Here is an 18701-nt window from a genome sequence, read left to right as displayed (position 1 = left end):
TTAAGACCTCGTTTCCACTAGCGCAGTAGCGACCCGTAGATCGTAAGGCGTTGTAATTTTGAAGTTGAAGTTTTCGCCACGTACCATAGTAACGGGTTGACCGGCTAATAAACAGATCTTACATGAATCTGATAAGGTTTCTTTTTGAGCCGCTGATAAGGCCTCATATGAATCAACTAATGTTTTAATGTTAAAGCTTTGCGGCGTCTGGCCTTGATACATCGTTGACCGCACTGGGATATCTTCAATTTGATTTTCAGTGCCTTGGACAATCGTATCAATTGCTGGCACAACGGTATCTACGGCCGGATTCTTTAAAACGGCTTCAATATTATCATTAATAATCCGTTGCGTAATAAATGGACGGACAGCATCATGGGTGACCACGACATCATCATCATGACTGCCGTAATTTTCACGGATGTAGCTGATCCCTTTCATTAGGGTTTCGTTCCGTTCTGAACCACCAGTCACCACATGCACGCGTTCATCGTGCACATACTTGCTAACGAGATCTTGCGTGTGACTCAACCAGTCCGCTGGGCAGACAACTAAAATGGCATCAAAGCGACTTTCCAGAACAAACTTTTCAATTGTGTGGATTAAAATTGGCTTATCGGCCAACGATAAAAATTGTTTGGGCATCGGGACATTACCCATTCGGGTACCTTTGCCACCGGCTAAAATCTGAGCATAAATCATATCAACATTACTCCATTCATGGTTCAAATTATTAGGATAATCATAAAGAAAATATGTGATTTTTTTATGAATTTTATGTGACGGAACTGTGACCAAGCTGGTGGTAATCCTTGAATATCAGCTTTTTGCTCGGCTCATGACTGCCCTGAACCACGCCTAAACCACTAGCATCACGCTTAACTAGTGTTATAACACCAGTTGTCTGGTTAAAGTTAACCCCCATTAATTAGCGTGAGCCTAGCGATTAATGGGGGTTAAGATATGCTTAATTTTTAAGATTAGTCATGAGTTTATGGACCAATTGCGTCAGTTGCGTCCATTCTGCCGGACTCAGTTGCCCTTTTTCGACTAGAACTTCTGGTAAATCACTGATAGCCATCCGTTTAGCAGTCCCAGCTGGAGTCAGTTGAATGCTGACTTGGCGTTCATCCGTTTGACTACGTTGACGGGTAATCAAGCCTTCAGCGGCCAGTCGTTTTAACAACGGCGTCACGGTCCCGGTACTGAGATCCAACCAACGACCAATCGTTTTGACGGTTAAGTTAGGTTGCTCATACAAGAGCACTAATACCAGATATTGCGGATAAGTGAGGGGTTGTACTGCTAATTCTGGTTGATAAGCCCGCTGAATAGCGCGGGATGTGACGTACATTAAAAAACAAAAATGATCTTCTAGTTTGCGCATGGTACGGTTGCCTCCTTCGATAGCATCCCCATTATAGAGCGATTGTTAATTTTAAGCAATTTAATTGTTGACAACCTAAACTAGTTAGTTATAATTGAAGTTGTCTTAGGACACACACGATTAAATCGTGTAAAACACAAGGGGGAATTATTATGTCTAAGGAAGTTTTGTTGGAATCAGCTGCGCAAGCATTTAGTTTGGCCAATGCCCCACATCCTCGGATTTATGAACTCGCACCCACTGCGGGTCGTGAGTTGCTGGAACAAGTTCAAACCGCACCTGTTAATAAGTACAATGTTGATATTGAAGATTTGGCAATGACTGCAGGTTCTTGGGGGAACCTGAATGTTCGTTTAGTTCGCCCGGCTGGGAACCATACGACATTACCCGTTATTTTCTATATCCATGGGGCTGGCTGGGTTTTTGGGAGTGCGCAAACACATGATAAGTTAGTTCGGGAACTAGCCGTACGGACTAATTCAGTTGTCGTTTTCCCAGAATATACCCGTTCACCAGAGGCACAATACCCAACGGCCATCGAGCAAAACTACGCCATTTTACAGCAATTACCCGCATTAGCTACTCGTTATAACTTGTCACTAGATAAGTTGACGGTGGCTGGTGACTCAGTCGGGGGTAACATGGCGACTGTCATGACCTTAATGACCAAACAACGTCAAGGCTTACCTATCAGTCAACAATTACTCTACTACCCGGTTACGGATGCCAATTTCGAAACTGAATCGTACAATCAATTTGCGGAAGATCATTACTTAACCAAAGCTGGCATGCAATGGTTCTGGGACCAATATACCACGGACCCAGCCGAACGTGCTGAAATTACTGCTTCGCCATTACGAGCTAGTTTAACTGAGTTGGCTGATTTACCAGAAGCCTTAATTTTAACCGATGAAGCCGACGTCTTACGTGACGAAGGCGAAGCCTATGCAAACAAGTTACGTGCCGCTGGCGTAGCTGTTACTCAGGTCCGCTTTCAAGCGATGGTGCATGATTTCGCGATGGTGCATGATTTCGTCATGGTCCATGCACTTGATCAAACACATGCAACCCGGGCTGCAATGGATCTATCAACCAGCTGGGTCATGCAACGTAACCACTAGATCTTCTTAATTTAAAACGAAAGTACCCCCTGACAACTGGCTACTATAGCTGGTTGTCAGGGGGTTTTTAATGCTAGTTTGGTTAATTAATATAGGAAGTGGTCTGCTTATAGGTCCCTCGCCCTAGTAGTTAATTGTGAGAAAAATGGTTTGATGGGGTTGCGTCAGCCAAAGGAAGCGAATAAGCTGGTGGCTAGGTTTTTGGATTGCATGTGATTAGTTAAAGTAACACATTACAACTACGTAACTTTGAGCTCACATAACTCCTGCGTTTTAAAGTGAGTCATTCTTTATTATACAGGAACATGCGTTCTGATTAAAGGCCAAAAACAGAAAAGTCAGAGCGATTTCGACTCTTTTTTATGTATGCACAACGCATATACAAATTAAGATACGCTGTTTTTCCCAGCTGTTCAAGCTTAACAATGGCCAGCCACTACCCCACTAGCTGTCTTTTTTAGTCGTTTTTTAAGCTTTTACCCCTATAAATTGCTATACTTAGCCATATAAGCTAATGAAATGGTGTGTGAAATCTTTGAGTAAATTACGGAATACGTTTTTGGATTTTTCCATTGCAACGCTAAACTTTTTGGCTAACATCGGAATCGTCCTCCCTTATGTGCTAATTTTATTTAAGTATCAACAGACCCACAGTATTAATTACTTAGTTGCCATTATTGTTTTCTACGTTGCTCGCGCTGCAAGTGTGTTTTCGACAAAGCGGCTTAATTTAAAAGCCAGCACTTATTTACTACTTTGTCTTTGGCTGGGTGTCGTTGGTAGCATTATCTACAGTGTAACTAGTAATTTGGTTTGGCTGATTATTGGTGGCATTTGTCTTGGTTATACGTCATCTAATATTTGGCCCTACTTTCTAACGATTAAATTACATTTAACCGCTAGTACCAATTTCAAATTAAAACGCCTTTATTGGGTTATTTTTTTGGCCCTGGGGTTATTATTCGTCGCTGATTTCTTATTTGACCTACATTACCGATTAGCATTCGTTATCTTAGCCCTGCTATTCGTTTTGGCGCTCCCCGCCGGCCGCCTACTGAATCAATTTTCATTGGCTTTCTATAAACATCAGACGAGTTCACAACGACAACCAATCAAGCTTTGGCGTGTGCTTGGGTTCATTATTTTCTTTGCAGCGATTGGTTTATTGACCTTACTACGGAAAATCAATCTAACCATCGCATTACCTTACGTCCTGGGCGTGGTAATTTTAGCGATTGTTTTATTAAACTTAGAATTGGCGGCTGATTGGAAAGCCATGCCGGCTAATAAATTGCGGATTGTGAATCGGGGATTTTTAGTGAGCTTTGTCTTACTGTTTAACAGTTTCTTTGGTTACTTCGTCCTGGGCAAGCATGGCATGTACATTATTTTTGCCATCTACTTGCTAGGCTTCGAAGGTGGCCGACCGTTGTACCTCGGCTTGGCTCATCAGGTCGTCACCGTTGCGAAGAAACACGCACAACTTGGGCTAATTATTGGGCATCTGTTAGCGTTGACCACCATCCCAGTTTTATACACTATTGGCCTGCTACTAATTGCCCTCTATGTCGGTTTTGAAAACCCGGCAATTAATACGAGTGTCTACACGGCCGATGCGAACGACCCGGATTTAGCTATCATTAATAAGTATCGTTTTTCAACTTACGGTGGGTTACTTTGCCAATTATGCTTTTTCGGACTACTAGTAACGGTCAGCGCTGGGCACCATTTAAGCTTAATGGCCTTCTTCAATCCCACTACGGCAACGGATAAGCTAACTTATTTACATGGAATGACTTGGCCCTTGATTGGCTTGTCGCTACTTATCTCACTAATTACGATCTATGGTCAGCAAATCTTTAAAGCTCACCGTCAATCCGCTTAGTATCAAAAGGAGACCTAAATTATGATTTTCATTGCTTTAGCTGCCATTATTTTGCCACTGATCTTACTTGGCGTCTTAAATATGCCGGCCACTCGCGGTATGAGTATCAGTGCAATCATTGTGATTATCACTGGTTACTTATTTTGGCATTTAACGCCTAAGGTGATTGGGGCTTCAATTTTACAATCATTACACAAATCTTTACCGATTCTCTGGATTTTATTTGGTGCCTTATTGATGCTTAATAGTCTACGGGCCACGGGCGCCATCAATCGTATTAATCAGGGGTTTCAAGCTTTGACCGCTGACATGCGGTTACAAACTGTCCTCGTTGCCTTTCTTTTCGGTGGTCTAATCGAAGGGGTTTCTGGCTTTGGGACACCGGCCATGGTAACCGCGCCTTTGATGATTGCCTTGGGCTTTTCACCGATGGCCGCCGTTGTTTTAGCCCTAGTTGCTGATTCGACCGCCGCGGCTTTTGGCGCCGTGGGGACACCGCTAACTGTGGGGCTTAGTAACGTTACTGAAAAAACACAGCTCTTAAATTTAATTGGCTTAAGGGTCACGCAACTAGATTTGTTTGTGGGGGCTCTCATGCCAGCTTTATTAGTCTTCATCTTAATTTGGTTATTCGGCCCCAAGCAACATCGTTTTCGGCAATGGTTGACCATTTTACCATGGGCGCTACTCATTGGTTTAGTTTATAGTAGTATTGCGCTGGTGAGTGCTTGGCTAATTGGTTATGAATTCATCTCGATTTTAGCACCGCTTGGAACTTTGATTGTCGCAATCATTAGCATCCGTCAACATTGGTTATTGCCTAAAAGCACTCAAGTCACCCCCTGGCAAGTTGCCACGGTTCCAACGGATACGACACAAACAGCACCGTCAGAAATGTCGTTAATTAAAGCTTGGTTCCCCTACATTTTAGTTATCGTCTTACTATTGGCTAGTCGTATTTTAGTGCCTTTAAAGGCCTTTTTAACGCATTATCTCAATTTATCCTGGCAGCAGATTCTAGGCTTTCAAAGTATCAGTTCCGATTGGGAATTTCTTTACTCGCCAGGAACAATGTTAACGTTAGCCGCGATCATTGGGTTAGCGGTCCAAGCCAAATCTTTACGGCCTCTATGGCCCACAACTAAAAAAGTGGTCGGTTCAATGGGTGGAACGGCGATTGCCTTGATTGTGACGTTGATTATGGTACAAGTCTTTACCAATTCTGGGCTAAACACCGCCGACCTACCTAGTATGCCAATGTACATCGCTAAATTTGTCGCCAAGTATTTAGCTGGTATCTGGATCATTATTGCGCCATTCTTAGGCGAATTAGGGTCATTTGTCACCGGTAGTGCAACAGTCTCTACCTTGACCTTCAGCCAAATTCAAGCAGACATTGCGTCCAATGCGCATCTCAATGAACCAGTTGTTTTAGCGGCTCAATTAATTGGCGCCGCCGCCGGTAATATGATTTGTGTCCACAATATCGTGGCTGTCAGCTCTGTAGCGGGGCTTAGTGGTAAAGAAGGCGTTATTTTACGGCAGACCATTCTACCAGCACTCGGTTATGCCGCTTTAATCGGTGTGGCCGGCGTCGTCTTACTCAATTTAATCTAACAACCACTGACGTTTGGGGCAACCCAAGCGTTTTTTGAGCTCACCAAGCTTAGCCATTTTAAACTTTTATTCTGTATCGGCCAGTTGATGCACAAAACGCTGATTTGGCTTAAAATAGAGCTAACTGGAGGTGGGGATTTGAAAATAATCTTAGTTCCTAATTTGCATCTTGGGACCCGGACGGTTGGCCCAACTAATGATGCGACTGCTAACTTAGCCTTATTCCAGCGTTACAGTAATCGACTGCAAGCGCGTTTAGGAATTGGCTTTCAGGTTTACGTTGATCAAAGTGCCGGATACGACTTACTTAAAGCGCCCGCGGATGACACCGCAACAACTTGTTGGATAGTCGCCGCCGCTGTTTACCACGCTTTAACTCCGGCAATTATTGCCCAACATCACTTATTAACCATATCCGATCAGGCGGTTATCTTAAAAGTAACCGCCTCAATTGAACAACAGCTAAAGCCGCCCACTATAACCAACTAAAAACGCCATCGGCAATTTTGCCAATGACGTTTTTAGGTTAACTCGTTTTATGTCGTAGTGCTGTTTCAACCAACAATAATCCGATGAACCAGCCGATTGAACCAATAACAGCCCAGCGATTAACGGCATCAAAACACAAGATGATCGTTACACCAATAAAGAACGCTAATGTCAATAGATTCGAAGCGGGAAATAGTGGTAATTTAAAAGGATTTTGACTACTATCCGCCGTCTTTTTATAGACATAGTGACAAATGAGTAAGGCACACCACACAATAATAAAGTTAGTCGTCGCTACATTGGAAATCAAGGTAAAGACCGTGCTAGGCATCACGTAATTCAGGACCACAATCACTAGTAAAATCAACGATGAAAAAAGTAATGACCGTGCGGGGACATTCTGTCGATTCACCTTGCCCATCCACTTAGGCGCATTTTGACCATGTGCCAAGGTGAACAACGTGCGACTCGTACTAAAGATGGCACTATTGCAAGCTGACAACGCCGCTGTCAAGACGACAAAGTTGATGATGCTAGCCGCGGCCTTAATGCCAACATCACTAAAGACTTGCACAAAGGGTGATTGATTAGTCGCAATCTGATTCCATGGATAGATGGACATAATCACAAACAGAGCACCGACATAGAAGAAAGAAATTCGAATCGGTAAACTGTTAATCGCCCGTGGTAATTCGGTCTCTGGATTCTCAGCTTCTCCAGCTGTAATCCCAACCATTTCAATCCCGGTAAAAGCAAAGATAACTAACGAGAATGACGTTAAGAAGCCACCAGCCCCTTTGGGAAAGAAGCCACCGTGACTAACCAAATTAGTGACGGAAACCGTTTGACCGCCGACGTGCGCCGCTGAACCAATCAAAATAGCGCCAGTCACAATTAAAGCAATAATGGCGACGACTTTAATCATCGAAAACCAGTACTCTAACTCCCCAAAAGCGCTCACTGAGAGTAAATTAAATACTAACAAAATGAGAATAATGATGAGTGGCGTCACCCATTGTGGAATAGCCGGAAACCAATAACGAATATAAATCCCGCTCGCCGTTAAGTCCGCCATGGCTAAACTGATCCAGCAGAGCCAATAAGTCCAGCCAATCGCAAATTCAAATTTTTTACCTAAATATAAATTAATAAATTCCAAGAAAGAATGTAGCTTCGTATTCGATAAAAGCAGTTCACCGAGGGCTCGCATCATTAAGTAACAAAATAGCCCGCCAATGGCATACGCTAATAAAATTGATGGTCCCGCTTGCTTAATCGCTGCCCCAGAACCTAAGAATAGCCCAGTTCCAATCGCACCACCGAGGGCGATCATTTGTACATGGCGTCGCTTCAGCTTACGCGCGAGTTGTTGATTTTCCATATTGTCTCAACTTTCTTTTACTCATTTTCATAAAAAATCGCATATTTTCATATTAATACATTTTATGCTAAAAAGCTTTTTCGAGCAACTCAATTCATTTTCTACTCACTTTTCATGTGGTCTGGATTGCTTTACGTGACTACTTTTGGTATGTTTAGATTATTAGCCAATAATTCAACTAAAGGAGCTTTTCATGCAAACTAAACAAACTGACAGCTTTATCAAACGATTCTTCAAAGGGGTCATCATTGCCTTAGGCTTTATCCTCCCCGGCGTTTCTGGTGGTGTTTTAGCCGCAATTCTTGGTATTTACGAACGTCTACTAGGCTTTATGGCTCATTTTCGTCAAAATTTCAAACGCGACTTTTTGTATTTTGTCCCCGTTGGTCTGGGTGGCATTGTTGGAATTGCATTGTTATCGGCGCCTTTAGCCTATTTATTAGCTCACGCTCAGGTGATTGTCTTATGGGGTTTTGCTGGCGCAATCATCGGCACCTTACCCGCATTAGCTCAGACCGCTAGCGCTAAAACACCACGCGATGGCATTGACTACCTCTGGTTTTTCGGCACTTTATTAATCAGTAGCGGGTTGTTATACTTTATGAGTGAGTTATTTGGACCCTTACCTGCCAACTTTGGTGGCTTCGTTATCGCCGGGGTCCTGATTGCTTTAGGCGTATTGGTCCCAGGCCTAAGCCCATCCAACTTATTGCTAATTCTAGGCCTCTTTACGCCAATGCTAACTGGTTTCAAGCGCTTTGACCTGTTAGGCACCTATTTGCCAATTGCGTTGGGTGGCATCTTAGCCATGTTACTCTTCTCCAAAGGGATGGATTATTTGATTCATCGCTTTCATTCACGGGTGTACCACTTTATTTTAGGGATTGTCGTAGCTAGCACAATGCTAATTTTAATCCCTAATCCGCATGCCGCCGAAAGTATTGTTTATACCGGCGTGACCACCACGACACTTTTAATCAGTCTAGCCGCCTGCTTAATTGGCGTAGGATTGGGTTACTGGATGAGTCGTTTAGAAACCAAATACAAATAAAAGGTATTGCAAACTAAACAAACCAAGCAACAGCTCGCCACATCGGCTCAGTTGTTGCTTGGTTTGTTTAGTTAGGCTGATAATTCCGCCAATAACATCATCGTTTGATAATGGCCATCATCCAAGACTGCAATCGTTTCTGGAAAAGCCCGTTGATAATCATCCGGTAAATCAAATTCTAAAATCGAATCATGCTGATCATCAAAAACGACGGTGACAGTCCCATGGCGTTCAATTAACGCAAATTGTAACACCTGTGATAAGGTCACGACACCTTTTAAATCCTCATCAATGATTTGCCAAATCTGATCAATCACTGAACTAGGCAATTTTGCGACCAGGCCAAACGTGGCATATCGCTCTGCATCTTGATCAAACATTCTTGCCACCTCACTTCTTGGTCACTAATTTTTACGCACGACCACTGCAACTTCTTTTTCAATCCGAATAAACAATCGTTGTGAATCTTGTCGAAAATCAGCTTCCAAGCTAGCGCCAACCGGTTTGATTGTCCCGACAATGGTGCCATCAGACCCATAAATAGCCACATTTTGATGTTGACTATCCCACTTGACCGTCCAATAACTGCCTTCCAAAGCTTCATCCACGAAATACTGAGTGCCAGCTAATACGGCATCATTGATGACACTCTGTTCATCCGCCGTCATCCCAGTATCTAATTCCCACCTTAATTTTTGACCCACTTCAAGCATGTCACCTGGAATTAAATTTTGCACGCTGCATTCCTCCACTTATCAACTTTGAATCACTAAATGATTTCTTACCTATTATGATAACATATCAACCCCAGTTCCTTGCTAATTTTCATCGCCAACGCTAGCATCTAACCTTAATAATCGGTATAATTTAAATTGAGGTGTAAACATGAAATTGGCAGCAATTGCAAGTAATATCGCTAAAAGTATTCAAATCTATCAAACGAATAAACGGACCGACTGTGTTATTTATGCCGTTGAATTTACCGATGACAGTCATAAGGCTGCCAACGGCTGTGTTGTGGCCCGCTTAGAAACTGGCGACTATACCCTAACCAGCTATGATGAACGCTACATGGATACTGGTGACGATATCTTAAAACAAGAACTTGGGGCTTTCTTTGAATGCGACGATGACATTGATCAGCGCGAGGCATTAATCACCGCAATCAAAGCTGATCTAGCAACGTTACAAGCTTAAAACAACTTAAAAATCCTGGTAAAATGACTGTCAGTCAGCTTACCAGGATTTTTTACTTTCCGTTACGCTTGAAACCGTTGCCGAACAGCAGCCGCAATCTCACGCATGCGATTCGGCGTATCTGCCTGTGATAACCGGTAGCCGATATAATAAGGTGAGACATTAAATAATGGATCAATCTTGCAAACCACGCGGTCACCGTCTGGATAGAAAAATAGATTATAACTGTCACAGCGACCATTAAAATAATCATTCAAAACATATTGAACCACTTTTTGAACAGCATCCGCTAAGCGTGCATGCGCGGTCCAAGCGGTGGTGACGTTAAATTCAACAAACCCCATCACGGGTTGATCAGAAACGGTCACACTTAGATCCCCATCCGTTAATACCGGATAGCCAGATAGGTTAGCTGGCGTGATATTGGCATAACCATCAACGTCATTTAACCCAACAATCTGCATGTGCGGATGTCGCAAGCTCCCACCTGAATGGGGACCAAAATTTTTATACAATAATACGGATTCAAACCGTTGACTCGCAATCGCTGCTTGCCAATTTTTCAAAGCAAATGCAAAAACAGCTTGGTTTTGCGCTGGCGAATACGTGGCAATGTCCCCTTGATGATCAGCAGTTTCAATCACAATCGTCTGCCAAGTTGCTTGTAATGTTGGAAACTTATTCATGAGCCAGATACGATCTGCCGTTTGCGCTAACACATCAGTCAACTGTGTTGGATCACAAAACGGACAATCGTTATGCGGATGCCGAATATTTTCAGGTTTATCTTTTGCAATATTAGTATCAAAAATCAATGGGTGTGCTTGCAATGCTAATTCATCCTTTCAACAAGAAAGAACGGTCTGCCCTTAGCAAACCGTCCTACTTTAGTGACCAATTCTATTTAAGCGATGGTGATGACGCCGAATCTGGTCCAAATTCAACGTTAGCCATGGTAATCCAAACAACAAATTCCGTGGAGGCTAACCGCCAATATTGCGGATCCGATGCTGCTGGTAAGGCTTGTCCAAACAAAGCAACCGCTAGCGCATTGGCTGCGTTATCAGCTGCCACTTGCACACTTGAGCCAAAAGTCTGGGCTGCTGGCACATCCGGGAAACGAACATCCCAATAGGTCCCTTCATCGCGAAAAATAGCTGGATATTTCACTTCAACATTTTGATTCAATCCCACCACTCCGATTCTATTACTTTAAGGCTATCATACCGGGATTCATCCAAAAAGAAAAGGGTCGGTTAAATTCTTAAAGGTTACCTAAATTATTCAGTCGTAACCTTATAATACGTCCCATTGGTATCGCCATTTACAACAGTGTAGTTACCACTGTGTGATTGACCATATTTAATGGCATCTTCACGGGTACTAAAGGATTTTGTTGATCCACTTGTACTGGCACTACTACTACTGCTAGTTGTGCTTGATGCAGCGGCACTGCTCGAACTAGCCGCTGTTGCGCTACTGCTACTGCTAGCAGCAGTGGTCGATGACGCTTGTGCGGTTGAGCTATGATGACTACTGTTGGCAGTGGCATGACTACTACTAGTTGCTTGCGTAGTTGTCGTCGCATTGGTCGTATGACTTTGCACCGAACTACTACTATCATTGTCGGTACTATTGCCATAGTCAGCAGTATTGTCATTGCCAGTATTATCCGTTAGATCACTCTCATCACTCGTACTGGAACTTGACTTACTAGACTGTTTTTTGGCCTTTTTCTTTTTTGAGGACGATGAACTTTTACGCGACCTACTGCTACTTGAGGAACTGGTGGTTTCAACTAGATCTTGATCAGTCGAAGCTTTCACAAAATACACAATCGTTCCCCCAAGCGCAATCACGATTAGAGCCAATAACCATAACGAGAGATGGCGCTTCTTTTTCGGTGATTTCGGCGATTTTGGTGACTTTGGCGTCTTAGGTGGTTGCGGCGTGTTAGTCTTTGATCGCTTACTACTCGTCGATTCCTGTCGCGACTTTAAACGTGACATCCGCGTCGGCTGTTGTTCAGGCATTAACTATCGCACTTCCTTTCTTGCTTCCGCCAGTTTACCATATTTTTAGGCACTTGTCGTGACGGGTTTTACTCACTCATAGTTAAATATTAATCCAATTCCCGCAATAAATCACGAAATAAATATTAATTCGCCGGCTGATGCTGATATTTAGCCTCTGAATCCCCATTAGTCATGAGTCCACCGCACATCCAAACGGTTCAGGACTTCCACACTGCAAAAAAATAACTTGACCCTATTAAACTAGAATCAAGTTACTACTGAAATTAAGCGGCTAAGTCCACTAGGTTTTGGTAATAATTAGCAAAAACCCCATAACGATATGGCGTTAACCAGAGTTGGCCAATGCCAAAGGTCATGATGCTAAGAATCGCCCAACCGATAAAACTCAATTGTAAGACAAAGTATTCAAACTTATGTCCGTGCATTAACTGACGACTACGGGTAATCGCATCACGAAAACGTGGTCGTGGCTGCCCGGCCGGCGTTGCTGCCAACATATCTTTATACACATAGAAGGTCTGTGAATACGCGAAGGACTTGATAATCCCAGGTACGATTAATAATAGCCCCCACAATAACGTCAAAACACCTTGAAGAATTTGTAAGGCGATAATTGGCCAAGCATATTTTTTGGTAAAGCCAACTGTTGAATCACTAACTGCATGAATTTCACGGTCTGGTTGGCGAACCCAATCGAGCATTGAATAAGACGTCCCAACCGCAAAAATACGAACAATGAAAGCAAAGACTAATTCAATTAATAAGACCACTAAGAAGGCCACTAAAGCCGTTATCAGCTCTTGCATCGTAATCTTATCAAATAGCGCAGTTACCATTTGGTGGTTGTCACTTAAACTGTCTGAATGATTAATCCGGCTTGAATAATTAGATAAAACACCAAACATACTAAGCAGACTAACCACAATACAAAGTAAAATGGCATTCTTCCAACGCCCTTTAAATAATTGCTTAACTTCTTGTTTGAGCTCAGCTCGAGTTTTCATTCCGATATTTCAACTCCCTTTTAGGTATTTATCATAACATTTTAGGATTATCAAGCAAACCTAATTACGGCATGGAAAATAAAAAAGATGTGAGAATTTAATCTCAACATCTGAATAAGTGCTAAAGATCTTTATGCAAACTAACCACCGGTGCGCCATCTTCAGCGAACGTCCCGACTGCGACAGTATACCCACAACGTTCATAAAAAGATTGTGCGGTCAACTCACCATGAATCAGACCTTGCGTATACCCGTGTTCGACAGCCCATTTTTCAGCAGCCGCTAATAGCTGTTGTCCCAGACCACGTCCCCGATAACTTTTCCGGGTACAAACGCGCCCAAATCGCATCACTTGATTAGCTTGTGGTTCTAAGCGTAAGGTTGCCACCGGTAATGACGGCTGTGCGTAAGCCACCGCATATAAGCGCTGGTCATCATCTTTGTCGTCAAATTCAACCTGCGCAGCGATACCACGTTCCTCCACAAAAACAGCTTGTCGTAATGCCATTGCAGCGGCCCGATTATAAGGTGCCTTTGAAAAAATAATTGTCATCATTAATACGCCTTATCAATATCTTTCAGCCAAGCTAACGCCAATGATTTATCACCTAAGTGTGTCCCAATCACCGGTCCAAAATACGTAATATCAATCGGCATGTCCGGATATTGCTGCTGAAGTTTTTCTTTCCAAGCTTGCGCCGCTTCTAGATTATTGCCTTGGACAATAATTGCTCGCAACGGGTAATTCAGCTTAGCTTGCGCTTCAGCAAATAGTTGCTCAACTCGTGCGATTGCTTTTTTAGTTGACCGCACTTTCTCAAACGCCACAATTTCATGCTTTTCATTAAAAGTTAAAATTGGCTTAATGCGTAGAACACTGCCAATAAAAGCGGATGCATTAGATAACCGGCCCCCACGCACGAGGTTTTGTAAATCATCTACAATAAAGTACTCGCCCATAGAAGCCCGTAAATCATCCAAACGCGCTAAAATCTCAGCCACCGTATGACCAGCTTTAGCCATGCAAGCTGCTTCTAGTGCTAAGTATCCCATTAGTCGAACTGTGATTTGCGAATCATAAGGGTAAAGCTTGACCCGATCAACCGCATCACGCATCTTTTCAAGACTATTATAAAACCCTGAAATAGTACTGGCCAAATGGATACTAATCACTGCATCATAGCCAGCATCGCCTAAACGATTGTAAAATTCAATCATTTCACCAACAGCTGGTTGTGACGTACTTGGAAATGACTTAAAGGACTTCATATTAGCGTAGAATTCCTCCGTCGTAATATCGACGCCTTCTTGATACACTTTTCCATCTATAATAACCGGAATCGGCACAACATGAATATCGTTGTCAGCAACCTCTTGCGGTGTCAAATAGCTAGTGCTGTCAGTAACAACAGCAATCTTCATGACATACACCTACTTCTCATCTAAATAATATTCATCATCATAGCATAAAACTAAGTTCGACTCCACCTTGTCGTCGCCAACAAAAAGTGGCTTAGTCGACTAAAGTCCGCTCAACCGATTTATTTAGCCGGTTCAATAGAATTCGTAATAAGTTTTGCTCATCTTGCGGCCATTTATCAAAAACAGCTGCTTCATAGGTCGCATAATCAGTTGCAACCACGTCGACTGCCTGTTGACCCGTGGTCGTCATCGTATAGATCAACTGCCGGCGATCCCGCCCAACCGCTTGCTTACTCAGTTTTTCTTTTTTTACCAAGCTAGCGAGTTGTCGACTCAACGTCGATGTATCTAGTTGCATTTCAATCGCTAACTTCTCTTGTGTATCAAACCCAGCCAATAATTTAGTGAGTAATTGCCACTCAGCCACCGTGATTCCCTGGGCTTTCGTAATTTTTTTCAAGACGGCGGTCTGTTGCTTGGCGGTGGCTGCCAAGGCTGCTAAACTCGATTTCATGTTAGTTACCTCCAAAATATAAAGTCATATGTATTATACAATAAGCAACCTTTGTCTGAAAGCAGTTTTTCGAGAATCTCTTGGTAAATCAGTTTTTGTATATAACATTGAGTTACCCGACCAATTATTTTGCACCAAGTTAGTTCCCAAGGTATACTAGTAAAGGTTGACTGTTAATCACCAGTCAAGTTGAAACTACTATATGAAAGCGAGTGATCACATGTCTTTTGATGGATTATTTACCCATGCCATGGTCACCGAATTACACGAAAATTTATTAAATGGCCGCATTACTAAAATTCACCAGCCTTATCAAAATGAGTTAATTCTAACGATTCGTTCGAATGGTAAAAATTGGCCGTTATTGTTATCGGCTGATCCTACCTATCCACGGGTGCAAGTGACGCAAATTCCATACGTTAACCCAGCGGTCCCGACTAACTTTGCCATGATGATGCGCAAATATCTCCAAGGTGCTATTTTAACTGGTATTAAACAAGTGGCTAATGACCGGGTCGTCCACTTTACAATTACCACCCGTAACGAGTTAGGTGATGCTGAACAGCTCACTTTAATCATTGAAATTATGGCTCGTCACAGTAATGTTATTTTGGTTGATAATCAAACGGGTAAAATTTTAGATGTCATTAAACACGTTGGGGCGGATCAAAATCGCTACCGGCTACTGCTACCAGGGGCAACTTATATCGAGCCACCTAAACAAGATAAAGTTAATCCTTTCATCGCGAATCAGGATTTTCTGGAATTGGTTAAGCAATACCCCAATCAAGAAGTTTTAGCTCAGCAACTGCAACAACATTATCAAGGACTTGGCCGTGATAGTTCCCTTCAATTAGCGGCTGATTTACATCAAACCGGCGATGTCTCGGCTCACTATCAGGCTTTCTTGGCGCAATTCGATCAGCCAAAGGCCACCTTATTGACCCTTGCTAACCGCAAGACGATGTTTGCTGCCGGGCCTTACCCATTTTTCGGCTCGAAAACGCGCCAGTTTGACTCATTGAGTGCGCTGTTAGACTTTTATTATCAAGATGCCGCCCAACGGGAACGCGTGCAGCAGCAGGCTGGTAATTTAGTTCGGGTCGTACGAAATGATTTAAAGAAAAACCGCAACAAATTCAAAAAGTTACAACAAACACTAGTTAATACTAAACAGGCCGATGAACTACGACTCAAAGGTGAGATCTTAACGACTTATTTACACGAAGTCAAACGGGGCATGACTGAAATCAGTCTACCAGACTATTATCATGATAATGTTCCTTTAAAGATTGCCTTATCTAATCAATTATCGCCTTCACGTAATGCTCAGAAATATTTTTCGCGCTATCAGAAACAAAAGAATGCCGTAATTTATGTTGGCGAACAGTTAACACTAACTCAAGCTGAAATTGATTATTTGGACAATGTTCAAACTCAAATTGAATTAGCGACCCCGGCTGACATTACCGAAATTCGTGAAGAACTAACGCAACAGGGCTATTTAAAGGCTCGTAAGACTAAGAAGAAAGCCCGGCGTCGCCAACCCATCCAGCCTCAAAAATTCGTGGCTAGTGATGGCACCGAAATCTCTGTTGGTAAAAATAACCGGCAAAATGATCAATTGACATTAAAAACTGCCCGCAAGAGTGATTATTGGTTGCATACGCAAAAGATTCCCGGCTCACATGTCATTATTCATTCAAACACGCCTAGTGAACAGACCTTAACTGAAGCAGCCAATCTAGCGGCCTACTTCTCAAAAGCTCGTGACTCGGCTACAGTTCCAGTCGACTATGTTCAAGTCAATCGCATCCGCAAACCTAATGGTGCTAAGCCTGGGCTCGTTATTTACGAGGGACAAAAAACATTATATGTCTCACCAGACGCTGACTTGGTTGAAGCATTGGCTGTAAAAAAATAAAGCATCACCAAAAATAAACGAATCACCATTATTGGTGGCTCGTTTATTTTAGTACGCCCTATTTTTATCAATATTTTTCTATAAATCTTAAAGTGCCTCTAAGGCGATTGTGATACCCAACAATCCTGTTTTACTAATATTGCTAATAATTACGATTCCCCCAAAAAATTGTATCATACAAAAGTCAGGTTTACTAAGCGTCTCCCGTTTGAACTAATTCGTTAGCTAATTTCTATGTTAGTCAATGTAGCTGATTAAAAAAAGCTAGTTATCAGGGCTTAATCCTTGATAACTAGCTTAATTGTTTAGGCCAAAGTCGCTTCAACAGCAACTTCGCCGGCCGTAATCGCTTGATTATTGGCTGCAGTGAGGTTAGTCACTTGATCCATATTAGTCACAACGGTCATCACTGTCGTCGCTTTTCCGGCGGCTTGAATGGCTGCCAAATCCATCGTCACCAGTGGCGTTCCTAGTTGTACTTGATCGCCAACTTTAACTTGAACCGTAAACGGCGCACCGTTTAATTCAACCGTATCTAACCCTAAATGGAGCATTAATTCCAAGCCAGTCGCCGTAGTCATCATAATCGCATGTTTCGTAGCCGCAATTGTTTTAATCTCACCAGCAGCCGGCGCTACAATTTGACCGGTACTAGGCGTAATGGCAAAGCCATCGCCCATCATCTTTTGTGAAAACACTTGATCAGTAACCGCGGTAATTGGCATTAATTGACCTGTGGCAATGGCCCCTAAACGAACCAATTTATTTTTCTTTTTAAGTCCAAACATGACCTGATTCTCCTTATTAAAAATGTTCTTGAATAGCGTCTCGTGACTCAATTAGTTGTTGGATATGCGTTTGATAATCAGCTTTAATGTACGTATAATACAGCAAATCCACTACATAAAGTTGCGCTAATAACGATGTTGTCGCCGCACTCCGCGCCGTTTGATTTTCCTCACTATCATCATTCAGTAAAACAACGTCTGCCAATTGGCCCAGTGGGCTTTTGGCATTGCGTGTTAAAACAATAATCGGGACCGCAACGGTTTTGGCTAGTTCCGCTAATTGTTGCCCTTCGGCTTTTTCACCTGAATTTGATACTAACACCAAGACCGCATGGGCTTTCTGTGTTGTCAAGCCGACTGCCACCAAGTGACCATCGGCCGCATGCATCACCGATTTACCGACCCGCATAAACTTCTGTTGGAAATCAGACGCCACCACATCAGAGGCGCCAATGCCAAAAACATAAATATTTTGTGCTTGTGCCAATAATTGACTGGCTTTTTTTAATGCGGCATTTTCTAACACCACATTAGTTTCTTCAATAGTATGTGATACCCGTAATGCTAGCTTGGACTTAACCGCCGTCAAACTATCTTGCGGATTGATTTCAGCATACAATTTTTGATCAACATTCGTTTCAGCAGATAATTTTAATTTTAAAGCTGGGTAACCGCCATCTGGGATAATCGCCTTACCAAAGCGCACGACTGTCGCTGTGCTAACTCCAGCAGCGGTTGCCAATTCAGCGGTACTCATCGTAATCACGGCATGCGCATGTTTTAGAATATAACGCCCAATTTTTTGATCCGCTTTAGAAAAATCGGCTAACCGACTATGAATGGTAAATAAAATATTAGTCATTATATCCCTCCCATCTCATTTTA

The 18701-nt window shown here is 42.7% G+C and carries 21 protein-coding genes; 7 read left to right on the top strand and 14 right to left on the bottom strand.

The window, feature by feature from the left end; all coding sequences use genetic code 11:
• Nucleotides 1-702, bottom strand: coding sequence for an IspD/TarI family cytidylyltransferase (locus C5Z26_RS02390; RefSeq protein ID WP_105448433.1), 702 nt, complete (start codon nt 700-702; stop codon nt 1-3).
• Between the two features lie 265 nt (nt 703-967).
• Nucleotides 968-1387: a MarR family winged helix-turn-helix transcriptional regulator gene (locus tag C5Z26_RS02385; protein ID WP_105448432.1), complete on the bottom strand. Its 420-nt coding sequence runs from the start codon at nt 1385-1387 to the stop codon at nt 968-970.
• A 152-nt stretch (nt 1388-1539) separates the two neighbouring features.
• Between C5Z26_RS02385 and C5Z26_RS02380 the strand changes: the two genes are divergently transcribed.
• From C5Z26_RS02380 to C5Z26_RS02365, 4 genes are all read left to right on the top strand, one after another.
• Nucleotides 1540-2508: an alpha/beta hydrolase gene (locus tag C5Z26_RS02380; protein WP_105448431.1), complete on the top strand. Its 969-nt coding sequence runs from the start codon at nt 1540-1542 to the stop codon at nt 2506-2508.
• A gap of 535 nt (nt 2509-3043) precedes the next feature.
• On the top strand, nt 3044-4393 hold the full coding sequence (locus tag C5Z26_RS02375) for a hypothetical protein (RefSeq protein ID WP_105448430.1): 1350 nt from the start codon (nt 3044-3046) through the stop codon (nt 4391-4393).
• A 21-nt stretch (nt 4394-4414) separates the two neighbouring features.
• The gene (locus tag C5Z26_RS02370; RefSeq protein ID WP_105448429.1) at nt 4415-6010 is read left to right on the top strand and encodes an L-lactate permease; all 1596 of its coding nucleotides are present in this window, start codon (nt 4415-4417) and stop codon (nt 6008-6010) included.
• A gap of 138 nt (nt 6011-6148) precedes the next feature.
• Nucleotides 6149-6499 carry a hypothetical protein gene (locus tag C5Z26_RS02365; protein ID WP_105448428.1) on the top strand — a complete coding sequence of 117 codons (351 nt, stop codon included), beginning with the start codon at nt 6149-6151 and terminating at the stop codon, nt 6497-6499.
• 37 nt (nt 6500-6536) lie between these two features.
• Here the strand turns inward: C5Z26_RS02365 and C5Z26_RS02360 are convergent, their stop codons facing one another.
• Nucleotides 6537-7880: an amino acid permease gene (locus tag C5Z26_RS02360; protein WP_105448427.1), complete on the bottom strand. Its 1344-nt coding sequence runs from the start codon at nt 7878-7880 to the stop codon at nt 6537-6539.
• A gap of 193 nt (nt 7881-8073) precedes the next feature.
• On the opposite strand from C5Z26_RS02360, the gene C5Z26_RS02355 reads away from it, so the two are divergent.
• Nucleotides 8074-8931, top strand: a complete 858-nt coding sequence (locus tag C5Z26_RS02355; RefSeq protein ID WP_105448426.1) for a DUF368 domain-containing protein — start codon at nt 8074-8076, stop codon at nt 8929-8931.
• 71 nt (nt 8932-9002) lie between these two features.
• Here the strand turns inward: C5Z26_RS02355 and C5Z26_RS02350 are convergent, their stop codons facing one another.
• Nucleotides 9003-9311: a DUF960 domain-containing protein gene (locus C5Z26_RS02350; protein ID WP_105448425.1), complete on the bottom strand. Its 309-nt coding sequence runs from the start codon at nt 9309-9311 to the stop codon at nt 9003-9005.
• Between the two features lie 24 nt (nt 9312-9335).
• The gene (locus tag C5Z26_RS02345) at nt 9336-9668 is read right to left on the bottom strand and encodes a hypothetical protein (protein WP_105448424.1); all 333 of its coding nucleotides are present in this window, start codon (nt 9666-9668) and stop codon (nt 9336-9338) included.
• A 148-nt stretch (nt 9669-9816) separates the two neighbouring features.
• Here C5Z26_RS02345 and C5Z26_RS02340 point away from each other — a divergent pair, with 148 nt between their 5' ends.
• On the top strand, nt 9817-10128 hold the full coding sequence (locus tag C5Z26_RS02340) for a hypothetical protein (protein WP_105448423.1): 312 nt from the start codon (nt 9817-9819) through the stop codon (nt 10126-10128).
• 62 nt (nt 10129-10190) lie between these two features.
• Here C5Z26_RS02340 and C5Z26_RS02335 read toward each other — a convergent pair whose 3' ends face one another.
• The 7 genes from C5Z26_RS02335 to C5Z26_RS02305 all read right to left on the bottom strand — a co-directional run bounded on the left by C5Z26_RS02335 (nt 10191) and on the right by C5Z26_RS02305 (nt 15104).
• Nucleotides 10191-10958: a DUF4931 domain-containing protein gene (locus C5Z26_RS02335; protein ID WP_105448422.1), complete on the bottom strand. Its 768-nt coding sequence runs from the start codon at nt 10956-10958 to the stop codon at nt 10191-10193.
• Between the two features lie 70 nt (nt 10959-11028).
• Nucleotides 11029-11316, bottom strand: a complete 288-nt coding sequence (locus C5Z26_RS02330) for an RNA-binding protein (RefSeq protein WP_105448421.1) — start codon at nt 11314-11316, stop codon at nt 11029-11031.
• Between the two features lie 92 nt (nt 11317-11408).
• Nucleotides 11409-12161 carry a hypothetical protein gene (locus C5Z26_RS02325; RefSeq protein WP_105448420.1) on the bottom strand — a complete coding sequence of 251 codons (753 nt, stop codon included), beginning with the start codon at nt 12159-12161 and terminating at the stop codon, nt 11409-11411.
• Between the two features lie 266 nt (nt 12162-12427).
• Nucleotides 12428-13174, bottom strand: a complete 747-nt coding sequence (locus tag C5Z26_RS02320) for a DUF975 family protein (protein ID WP_105448419.1) — start codon at nt 13172-13174, stop codon at nt 12428-12430.
• A gap of 115 nt (nt 13175-13289) precedes the next feature.
• Nucleotides 13290-13721, bottom strand: coding sequence for a GNAT family N-acetyltransferase (locus C5Z26_RS02315; protein ID WP_105450109.1), 432 nt, complete (start codon nt 13719-13721; stop codon nt 13290-13292).
• Nucleotides 13722-13723: 2 nt separating this feature from the next.
• Nucleotides 13724-14590 carry a DegV family protein gene (locus C5Z26_RS02310; RefSeq protein ID WP_105448418.1) on the bottom strand — a complete coding sequence of 289 codons (867 nt, stop codon included), beginning with the start codon at nt 14588-14590 and terminating at the stop codon, nt 13724-13726.
• Nucleotides 14591-14681: 91 nt separating this feature from the next.
• Entirely contained in the window at nt 14682-15104 is a 423-nt protein-coding gene (locus C5Z26_RS02305) for a transcriptional regulator, SarA/Rot family (RefSeq protein ID WP_105448417.1), read from the bottom strand.
• A gap of 220 nt (nt 15105-15324) precedes the next feature.
• Between C5Z26_RS02305 and C5Z26_RS02300 the strand changes: the two genes are divergently transcribed.
• Nucleotides 15325-17028 carry an NFACT RNA binding domain-containing protein gene (locus C5Z26_RS02300; RefSeq protein WP_105448416.1) on the top strand — a complete coding sequence of 568 codons (1704 nt, stop codon included), beginning with the start codon at nt 15325-15327 and terminating at the stop codon, nt 17026-17028.
• 305 nt (nt 17029-17333) lie between these two features.
• Here C5Z26_RS02300 and C5Z26_RS02295 read toward each other — a convergent pair whose 3' ends face one another.
• On the bottom strand, nt 17334-17816 hold the full coding sequence (locus tag C5Z26_RS02295; protein ID WP_105448415.1) for a PTS sugar transporter subunit IIA: 483 nt from the start codon (nt 17814-17816) through the stop codon (nt 17334-17336).
• 16 nt (nt 17817-17832) lie between these two features.
• Nucleotides 17833-18678 (bottom strand): MurR/RpiR family transcriptional regulator, encoded by an 846-nt coding sequence (locus C5Z26_RS02290; RefSeq protein ID WP_105448414.1) that lies wholly within the window; start codon nt 18676-18678, stop codon nt 17833-17835.
• Nucleotides 18679-18701: the final 23 nt, after the last annotated feature.

The organism is Lactobacillus sp. CBA3606, assembly GCF_002970935.1.
Taxonomy (GTDB): domain Bacteria; phylum Bacillota; class Bacilli; order Lactobacillales; family Lactobacillaceae; genus Lactiplantibacillus.
This window is presented reverse-complemented; position numbering and strand designations above follow the sequence as displayed.

What these genes read in the sequence shown, in the direction of transcription:
- C5Z26_RS02310 (WP_105448418.1), bottom strand. Translation starts at nt 14,590, where the DNA reads ATGAAGATTGCTGTTGTTACTGACAGCACTAGCTATTTGACACCGCAA.
- C5Z26_RS02340 (WP_105448423.1), top strand. Translation starts at nt 9,817, where the DNA reads ATGAAATTGGCAGCAATTGCAAGTAATATCGCTAAAAGTATTCAAATC.
- C5Z26_RS02325 (WP_105448420.1), bottom strand. Translation starts at nt 12,161, where the DNA reads ATGCCTGAACAACAGCCGACGCGGATGTCACGTTTAAAGTCGCGACAG.
- C5Z26_RS02350 (WP_105448425.1), bottom strand. Translation starts at nt 9,311, where the DNA reads ATGTTTGATCAAGATGCAGAGCGATATGCCACGTTTGGCCTGGTCGCA.
- C5Z26_RS02355 (WP_105448426.1), top strand. Translation starts at nt 8,074, where the DNA reads ATGCAAACTAAACAAACTGACAGCTTTATCAAACGATTCTTCAAAGGG.
- C5Z26_RS02390 (WP_105448433.1), bottom strand. Translation starts at nt 702, where the DNA reads ATGATTTATGCTCAGATTTTAGCCGGTGGCAAAGGTACCCGAATGGGT.
- C5Z26_RS02360 (WP_105448427.1), bottom strand. Translation starts at nt 7,880, where the DNA reads ATGGAAAATCAACAACTCGCGCGTAAGCTGAAGCGACGCCATGTACAA.
- C5Z26_RS02300 (WP_105448416.1), top strand. Translation starts at nt 15,325, where the DNA reads ATGTCTTTTGATGGATTATTTACCCATGCCATGGTCACCGAATTACAC.
- C5Z26_RS02295 (WP_105448415.1), bottom strand. Translation starts at nt 17,816, where the DNA reads ATGTTTGGACTTAAAAAGAAAAATAAATTGGTTCGTTTAGGGGCCATT.
- C5Z26_RS02380 (WP_105448431.1), top strand. Translation starts at nt 1,540, where the DNA reads ATGTCTAAGGAAGTTTTGTTGGAATCAGCTGCGCAAGCATTTAGTTTG.
- C5Z26_RS02290 (WP_105448414.1), bottom strand. Translation starts at nt 18,678, where the DNA reads ATGACTAATATTTTATTTACCATTCATAGTCGGTTAGCCGATTTTTCT.
- C5Z26_RS02385 (WP_105448432.1), bottom strand. Translation starts at nt 1,387, where the DNA reads ATGCGCAAACTAGAAGATCATTTTTGTTTTTTAATGTACGTCACATCC.
- C5Z26_RS02315 (WP_105450109.1), bottom strand. Translation starts at nt 13,721, where the DNA reads ATGACAATTATTTTTTCAAAGGCACCTTATAATCGGGCCGCTGCAATG.
- C5Z26_RS02305 (WP_105448417.1), bottom strand. Translation starts at nt 15,104, where the DNA reads ATGAAATCGAGTTTAGCAGCCTTGGCAGCCACCGCCAAGCAACAGACC.
- C5Z26_RS02370 (WP_105448429.1), top strand. Translation starts at nt 4,415, where the DNA reads ATGATTTTCATTGCTTTAGCTGCCATTATTTTGCCACTGATCTTACTT.